Origin of the sequence: Fodinibius sp., from assembly GCF_041642155.1 — a bacterium.
GTDB lineage: Bacteria > Bacteroidota > Rhodothermia > Balneolales > Balneolaceae > Fodinibius.
Window position 1 is genome coordinate 1 of sequence record NZ_JBEPWZ010000113.1, and the last position, 8,967, is coordinate 8,967.

Sequence of the window (8,967 nt, forward strand, 5' to 3'; positions counted from 1 at the left end):
GATCGCCGGCTTCTCCACCGCGTTTACCGGCATTGCCCTGGCCTCGCATCGTGATGTAATTTCCTTCCGAAACGCCGGACGGAACCCGTACCTGGACTTTCTCTTCGCCTCTGTACCGGCCTTCTCCATGGCATTTGGAACATTTCTTAGTGATAATTCGTCCCTCGCCCCCGCATTCCGGACAGGGTTGCACGTTTACCATTTGTCCCAGCATCGTTTTTCGCACCTGGCGTACCTGTCCCATCCCGTCGCAGGTACTGCAGGTTTCAAAATCACTTTCCGTTTCAGCACCGGTGCCGTTGCAGGCATCGCATTTGATCTGCTTTTTTACTTTCAGCTTCTTCTCGGTTCCGAAAGCGATCTCCTCAAGACTTAATTCGATACGAAGCTTCATATCCGATCCGGGCTGTCCCGGCGACCGGCGGCCGCGCGACTGTCCCCCGCCCCCGAATGGATCGCCTCCACCGAAGATATCACTGAACCGGCTGAAAATATCTTCGAAGCCGATATCTTCAAACCCGGCGCCACCACGTCCCCCGAAACCACCGTTTAGACCCTGATGGCCGAATTGATCGTATCGCTGACGCTTTTCGGAGTCGCTAAGCACTTCATAGGCCTCAGAGGCCTCCTTGAACTTCCGTTCCGCATCCGGGTCTTCAGAATTACGGTCGGGATGAAATTTCATGGCCCGCTTTCGATAGGCCTTCTTAATCTCAGAATCCGATGCATCCTTGCTGACACCGAGTATATCGTAATAGTCTTTCTTGGACATGAAAAAAGCTTACTTAACCTTATAAAAATTATTCGCTTACAATTACTTTAGCGTGGCGGATTGTACGCTCACCCATGCGATATCCATTTTCGACCACCTCGAGAACAATGTCGCTGTCAATATCATCATCCTCGGGCTTATGGCGCATCATGGCATCATGGTAATCCACATTAAAAGGAACACCCACTTCGTCAATGCGTTCAACGTCGTTTTTCCTTAGAATTTCTTCAAATTTATTGGCTACCAGCAGTACGCCATCCAAAAAAGTCTCATTTACATCCAGGTCCTCCGCAGCCCTGAGTGTCCGCTGCAGGTCGTCATTTACATCCAGGAAGTCTTCCAGCGCATTGGCTTTCGCAGTCTCATACAGCTGAGAACGCTCGCGTTGCACCCGTTTGCGATAATTCTCTAATTCCGCGGCCTTTCGAAGATGCATATTTTTAGCTTCGGAAAGATCCTCTTCAAGCACTTCTATTTTTTGCTCTTTCTCAGCCAGCACCTCCCGGAGTTCTTCTTCTCCTAAATCTTCGTAACGGCTGACCCTTTCCTTTTCTTCTTCGGCCGACCGCTTTTCTGGTTCTTCGACCGACGGTTCTTTTATTTCTTTTTCGTTTGTATCACTCATTTGTTTATCAATAATTCTATCTGTTAAACACCGTTTCTTTCCTTGGGATGGAAATATGCAAATAACATGCCATCAAGTCAGCCCACTTTATCTGCTGACAAAGTTACGTAGGTTGTCCTCCCCTTCCTGTAAAATGGTTCAGACTGTCAGGATGGGGGATAACATACAAATTCGGGATGAATATAGCCTACTCGTCATCCTCTTCGTAGAAAAACTCAATCATATTACCGTCGGGGTCGGACGCAAATACAAACCGTCCCCGCTTCCTGTTCGCAGGTCCGCTGAGAACCGTCACTTCCTTCTGACGGAGGTACTCTGCCATCTCATCAACCTCTTCTTCAGAATCCAAAAAGAATCCGAAATGATCGACCCGGTAATCCCGCGATGAAGGATCATAACTTGTTTCTGCCTCTACCAGCACCAGTGTATCCTTGCCGCCTACACGATAGACGGCCATACTTTTACCCATTTTTCGTACGAGCTCAAATCCTAAAACATCACCATAGAATTCTTCGGCACGCTCAATATCATTCACGCGAATCGTTATATGATTAATACCTGAGGGATTAAAATCTGTCATAATACTGGCTCCATTCAACTATGTTAACGGCTGTTTTTATTCTGCATCGGGGCAGCTTAGTATAGCCTTTTTACCATTAAAGTTCATCCACAGATTGGTACTTATTTGCAGCCTGGCAGCCCTATTTACCTACATCCGTTAATGGATTACCCGCGAGGCGGCCCCCGTTATTCATCGGTGGCCGGCAGGCTTAACCACAGGATACGGGAGATGCGATTTAATTAATCTTTTTCAATTTTGGAATAACAACCTCCGTCATAATTTATTAATATATACCGCGTAAATCTCCGGAGCGGTTTGTATAGCCGGCCCTTATTTTTAATCTAAATTCAATATTCGACTTTGAGTACGCTTTACATTGTTGCAACCCCTATCGGAAACTTAAAAGATATCTCAGCGCGGGCGGCTGACGTGCTTGAGGCTGTAGACTATATTGCCTGCGAAGACACGCGAACCTCAGGGGTGTTGCTCAATCACCTGGGAATCAATGCCTCAACCTTTGCTTTTCACCAGCACAATGAACATCAGAAGGTGAACCATATCATGAATATTCTGGATGCCCGTCAGAATGTCGCTATCATTTCGGACGCCGGGACGCCGGGTATTTCAGATCCCGGATTTTTGGCCGTTCGGGCGGCCCACCGGGGGGGACATACGGTCACGGTTGTTCCGGGTCCCGATGCCGCCACCACGGCCCTGGTGGCCAGCGGACTTCCCTGCGACAAATATGTGTTTGAAGGATTCTTACCGCAGAAGAAGGGTCGCCAAAAACGGCTCAAACAACTGGTTGAAGAGGATCGATCCGTCGTACTCTACGAAAGTCCCTACCGCCTTCAAAAGCTCCTCAACGAGCTGCGAGCCTATATGGGGGACCAACGGATAACGGCGGTATGCCGCGAACTCACCAAGAAGTTTGAGGAGATCGTCCGCGGTCCGCTGAAATCAGTCTGTGACCGGTTTGAATTGAGAGATGAAATAAAGGGGGAAATAGTTGTTATCATTGCCCCAAAAGGCTACAGCGAATGAAACGCACCTTAGATAGCTTTTGGAACACTAAATGGATGTTAACCCTTGCAGCGGGTCTTCTGCTCGGGCTGAGCTATCCCCCTTTTCCCCTGCCTTTCCTGGTCTTTCCGGCGTTTCTGTGTATCTTCCGGATCATCGACCTCTCGTCATCGGCTCGCGAGGCGGCCTATTGGACGTATCCCGGTTTTCTTCTCTGGAACCTTATTGCCACCTACTGGCTGATGCTGGCTACCTTGGCCGGCGGGATGGCCGCCATCCTGGCTAACGCTGCCGTGATGACCCTCCCGGTGATAGCGCAATACCATTGTCAGCGCTCTGACCTTTCTCCCTGGCTCACCGCCCTGCTTCAGGCCGCCTGCTGGATCACTTTCGAATACCTTCATCATCACTGGGACCTCGCCTGGCCGTGGCTGACAGCAGCCAACGCCTGGGCTAATGTCCCCCAGCTCATCCAGTATATTTCCCTGACCGGCTTCTGGGGCGTTTCTCTCTGGGTATTGTTCACGGCCGGTTTGGCTTACCAGGCGATTAACCATACAAGCCGCCGTACCCTCATTCCGCTCGGCACCCTTTTTTTGGCCTTTCCCCTGCTATCCCTTGCCATGCTCTGGATGGGCCCCTCAGCCGATCCGGAGACGGAAGCCATTCACGAGGTGGTGGTCGTACAGCCCAATTTTGACTCGTATGAACGCTTTGGCGGCTTTGCCACCGCTGGCAGGGCAACCGATCACCTGCTCCTGCTCAGCGATTCCCTCCGTACCCAGGATACCGATCTGGTCGCCTGGCCGGAAAATGCCGTTCAGTCGGATATTTCCAACCTCGATCACTTCGGCGAAGAGCCCGGCAACACCAAACGATTGCTCTCCCAGAAAGCCCGGGATTGGGATGCTACGCTTCTTACGGGCTCAACATATTTTGAATTTTATAAGCCCGATGAGGCACCTGCCCTGTCCTACCACGATTCTCAAAACCGTCCTTATCTGCCGTTTAATGCCGCTTTACATTTTCAACCCGATCAATCCATACAGGTTTACCGCAAGCACAACCTCGTTCCCATTGTTGAACGCATCCCTTTTGTACATTTCCTAAATAAAGTTGACGTCTTCGGGTGGGTGAACTGGAGTCGCATCCAGGGATACGGAAAAGGCCGGGAAGCCAACCAGTTCACCGTGAAGAATACCAAAACCCCGGCCCTCATCTGTTATGATTCAGTCTATCCCAGCTGGATACGCACGTTTGTGCAACAGGGGGCCGGGTACCTGACCATCATCACCAACGACGGCTGGTGGGGTAACACCAGCGGACATGCCCAGCATTTTGCCTATGCCCGGTTGCGCGCCATTGAGTTCGATCGCTGGATCGTGCGTAGCGCCAATAACGGTATTTCCGGCATTATTGATTCCGAAGGATTCGCAAAAGTGAAAACAATGTACGGAGAAACCACCGCTTTTCGCTATGATGTGCCGGTGCTTACCTCCCGGACGCTTTATGCCCGTTTCGGGGATTGGCTGCCTATTGGGTTGCTGCTGCTTGCCTTTGCAGGCCTCGGTTATATATTTCTCACGGGAAACAGCCGAAAAAGCTCCTTCTTTTAGTCAGAGCGAATGGACACCACGATGTTAAAGCGAATGTCGTGGTCGGTGCGGGCATAGATATTGGAGGATTTCGGGATCAACCGGTTATAGGCATATTCAAAATTCGCATGGATCGTCTGGGAAAATTGATAACCCACCACTGCCGAGCCATTGATCCGTGATTGTCCCCCGGTAAAGCTGCGGGAGTAATCGTACTGGTTGGCATCCTGCCCGCTCCCGCTTCCTCCCTCAAGAATACTTCCTATATCCGAATCAAGGACATATTTCTTTTCCTCATCCTCGATAAAACTGCCGTTGAGTGTAAAGTCGACTGCATTTTCTATGCGCGGAAAGAAAGGAACCTTAAAATCGCGGACCGTATATGCAAAGGTAAACCTCAGTCCCCGCGAGAGGCGTTCTATGACGGTGGAGTTCGACAACGCCAGGCTGGCTATCTTGCTGTATTCGTATTGCAGGTTGGAACGCAGGTTCGAATCCCAGGTAATGTTTAATCCCAGCAGGGGACTGAATCTCTTCTCGATATTGATGGTGTTTGCCTCGTAGGCGGGACGCCCGTTCCGGACCGTATAATTTCCCAGTGAGATATCGGGCAACAAATCCCGGTTTGCATTAAAAACCCAGCCCAGCCGGTATAATCCCCTATAGTTATGGGTAACGGAAGCTCTTGTCATCAGATCGCCCACAAAAGGAAAAAAGGATTCCAGGCCCGTCCATGTGACACGCCACCCGGGCAGCGGAAAGGGCGTAACGTTTCGACTGCCCACCGTACCGGTACCGACTCCCAGATAGGACTCACGGAAGTCCTCCTGGAGAGATTCCTTGCCCAATACCGAGCGTCCATCCCGGTTGCCGGTGGAATCGGATATTATGTTACTCCGGGCATTGATATCGGCAAAAGCCGTCTGCAGTTGTTTGCGAAAAAAGGAGCCGTACCCACCGCCAAAAGCCCAGATACTGGAACTGATCCGACCGCTCTCTGTGCGTACCGCGTTGAAGCTCTCATCCGGGTCAAGCGTTATTGATTCGGTGTTGGTCTTATTCCACTGCGTGTTCCAGGTGAGATCAATCGTCAGATTTTCAAAGGGACGGAATTGAGTCCCCACCGTTAAGTCATCCGACAAATTCCGATTCGAAGGCAGCTGTACGCTGTTCTCGCCGGGATTGTCGATAAGCTTAGAAAAACCAATTTCATCGGTAAAGCCGGTCCGGTATGAAAAGGGCGGCGAAAACCGGTTTCCCCCGCTGTTAAACATGTGGAAAAAGCGGGATCCCCCGGAATAACCACTCTGCATCGAACTTTTGGAAACATTGAATGATATATCAAGCGATTGGATGCTGAGCAGGGCCTGGATTCCCTTTCGCGCAAAGCCCTGCAGTTCCCTGTTTCTTTCTGAGTCAGAGGTATCCGCCGCCGCGTCCCTCCGAGCTCGATAGGCGCTGTTATCTTCCCTCAGACTGCGATACCACGGTATCCGCTCCAGCAGCGCTTGCAGGTCCAGGTCAAGCGACTGATCCAACGATACGTTGTTGGATAAATTGGCGCCCAGCTCCGATCCCAGGGGACTATTTCTCCACTGGTATCCGCCGCCGTAGTTGGCTGAATAGCTGGCCCAGCTTATGGCCTCAATGGCGTTAAAGTCGGGCTGCCACCCGGCTGTATAGGCCTCCTGGTAGTTGCTTCTGCGCGAAGTTAACGTATCGAGTACCAGTTCCTCCAGTACGAGTAAGCTCGGGCGCACCTCGTATCGGCCGACATCGCCGGCAGGATCTATAGCACTTCGGTCAATGCCCGAGCGGGAGAGATCGAAAACGGAACGCGTCTGGAACGAGGTCTTGATCGCTGGCGTAAGGTTATAGCCGAGGCCGAATTCCGTATCATAGGTAAAGCTGTGGGACTGCTGTAACAGGTTGTCAGACTGTCGGGCTGAGGTCCTCCGCAACTGTTCGTTATATTCCCGGTCAATGCCCACAGAAGCGGTAATAGAAGCGGGCGTATACCCCAGTTTTAGTCCTGCCAGCGGGTGCAGCAGGGGCAGATCTCCCAGGAAATCGAAGGGACGAACAAGCCGGGTGCTTTGAAAATTCAGGTTATACCGAAGTGAACCGCTGTAATTCCAGTTATCCTGCCGGGAATACTGCGGGTTTCTTCGTTCGGTGGTGTTATAAATATAGTTGAGTGTCGTTTTGTCCAGCGTATATTGTGCGAGTCTGGATTGAGAGCGTGTTTTCGTAACATTTGAAATATTCACCGAATAGCTTTCAACATCCGTCTGACTCTCTAACAGCTGCTCTTCAATCAACCGCTCTTTTTGTACGTCACTGAGATCAGAGCGGGCATATACGGCATTTTTAAAATCTTCCAATCCTACATCTCCCTGATTGGGCAGATAACGCGGCGTCGAATTGGATTGACGGGTGGATAATGTGACGGGAATATTCCATCCGTAACGGTTGGGGATGAATTTATGCATGTTGACGGTCGAATTGAGATCATACGCTATCACGTCGGATAGTCTGCGCTGACCCAGTCTTGAATTCAGGGCGCCGAATCCGTCGGTCTCACGATTCAGATTAGCGTTGAAGGAGGCAAAATCGGCCAATTCTATAGTCGCTTTGGCATTCGCCGCCCAGCCCGACCGGTTATCAAAGCCCGAAACGCGCAACTCGTTAACCCAGAACTGCCCGTCCAGGGAAGACACGCCTCCATTGCCCGGCTTTTGCGGATCAAACGGGTTTTGTATGCCGATCCCAATTTCACCGACCCGGTCCAGGGAGGGATTGCCTTTTACAGCGATCACCGCTCCGGGGGGGGCTTCTTCAAGAAGATCCGAACGCTCATACAACTCGGAAGGATTGTCTCCCTGCTGATTGCGCAGCTGTTTGAGCTCGTTGAAAGCCCGAAGCAATATGTTCATGCTGTTTTCGTCGTACAGCCAAACCTGCTCGGCTTCCTCGTATAACTCACCGCTGCTTAACTCGCTCGACGGTTTCTGGCTATACGGATAATCCGGATCCGACGGCGATATGGGCTGACGATATTCATAGTAGCTGTTGGTAAGGTCGGTTCCATAGCGTACGACCAGCTCCGCATCTCCGCGATGGTCATATCCCTCACCATGCACATACATCCGCACGTTGGAATAGTGAATCATATTCAGTCCCCCGGGGTACACCCGTTTCATCATTTTTAATTCCCCGGGCCCCAAATTCCGGATACCCATGGCTATTGACTGCTCATTGGCGATAGTCTGCCGCTGACGTCCCCGGTTGGTGGCACGGATGGCGCCCTCCGGCTGCCGGTACGGTATGGGGCGACGCTGACTGTTTTCCTCGATATTGACGGAAGAGACATTCATCTCTCCCTGCATCGGCGCCTGTTCCTGGTCCACATTGTCGGCAATACGCCACTGGCTGCCGACCAGTTCGAAGGTGGCAAAACGCAGGGTAAACGGCTTTTCGTAACCCGAGAGCCACAGCCTGATGTACGAAACATTTTGGAAATTCTCGATGTTCCCAACCTTGCGGATCCAGTCGTCCAGCGGAATGCGAACCTGGTACCAGCGGTCATGCTGGTTGGGACCATCAACTTTATCAACAATAAAACCCTCTTCTGTCCCCACCGGCACTTCATCTATATCAGCGGGATTCCAGTCCACTTCGTACTGAAAATAGGCGTTGTTTTGTTCCACGATCGAAGGTGTAATGAGTCCCTCCGTGTCCGGCTTATTCGTGACCGCACGCTTGTCGCCGGTGTTGGGCGGACTATTGCCCTCGTGGTACCCGTGCATCCGGTGAAAACGTTCATGGAGGGGCAATCCATCGACCTTTTCCTCGCCGTAATACACATAATCATCGTTGGAGGGATCCGACGCAATGGCACTGAATTCACTGCTGCCGGCCCCGTAAGCCGCATTCATAGCATTGATAAAATCAGAAAAAAGCGCCTGCTCGTTTTTATTGTCAAATCCTTCGGTGTTGGGAGCTCCATCCAGCCCTACATCTTCCAGTTCCCGGGTCTCGTTGGAAAACTGTCCCTCCGGTGCGGGAGGCGGAACCGGGAGATATGAACGGGGATCGTTGCTTAAATTGTCCTGCTGCAGGTCATCGGGCCGGCGGACTAACCCATCCTCAGTGTTGGTCTTGAAATTCGGGACTACATCTTCGGAAACAACCCCGACATCGATATAAATTTTCCCCTCATAATCCTCCAGATCCTGCACCGTCGGTGCACGTCCCCCGGGCAGGACCGACTGCACCCAAAACTCCAGGAATTCAATGTTATTCTGCGTGAGATCCTCCTGTCCGGCGGGAAGCGTCGTCGTCATCCCTCCCCAGCTGCGCTCCGGCTCATTCTCCAGCAGGTCCCGAA

The 8,967-nt window shown here is 51.6% G+C and carries 6 protein-coding genes; 2 read left to right on the plus strand and 4 right to left on the minus strand.

The window, feature by feature from the left end:
• From ACESLU_RS08185 to ACESLU_RS08195, 3 genes are all read right to left on the minus strand, one after another.
• Positions 1–772, minus strand: a 772-nt coding sequence (locus ACESLU_RS08185; protein ID WP_372637705.1) for a DnaJ domain-containing protein, incomplete at its 3' end; no start/stop codon positions are given.
• A gap of 28 nt (positions 773–800) precedes the next feature.
• Complete coding sequence (locus ACESLU_RS08190; RefSeq protein WP_372637708.1) at positions 801–1,397, minus strand: nucleotide exchange factor GrpE; 597 nt, start codon at positions 1,395–1,397, stop codon at positions 801–803.
• A gap of 187 nt (positions 1,398–1,584) precedes the next feature.
• Entirely contained in the window at positions 1,585–1,977 is a 393-nt protein-coding gene (locus ACESLU_RS08195; protein ID WP_372637711.1) for a VOC family protein, read from the minus strand.
• 342 nt (positions 1,978–2,319) lie between these two features.
• On the opposite strand from ACESLU_RS08195, the gene rsmI reads away from it, so the two are divergent.
• Complete coding sequence (gene rsmI, locus ACESLU_RS08200) at positions 2,320–3,003, plus strand: 16S rRNA (cytidine(1402)-2'-O)-methyltransferase (RefSeq protein WP_372637714.1); 684 nt, start codon at positions 2,320–2,322, stop codon at positions 3,001–3,003.
• Positions 3,000–4,598, plus strand: a complete 1,599-nt coding sequence (gene lnt, locus ACESLU_RS08205; RefSeq protein ID WP_372637717.1) for an apolipoprotein N-acyltransferase — start codon at positions 3,000–3,002, stop codon at positions 4,596–4,598. The genes rsmI and lnt overlap by 4 nt, the downstream gene beginning before the upstream one ends.
• On the opposite strand, the gene sprA is transcribed toward lnt, so the two are convergent.
• The coding region (gene sprA, locus ACESLU_RS08210; RefSeq protein WP_372637719.1) for a cell surface protein SprA at positions 4,595–8,967 on the minus strand (4,373 nt) is incomplete at its 5' end. The genes lnt and sprA overlap by 4 nt on opposite strands.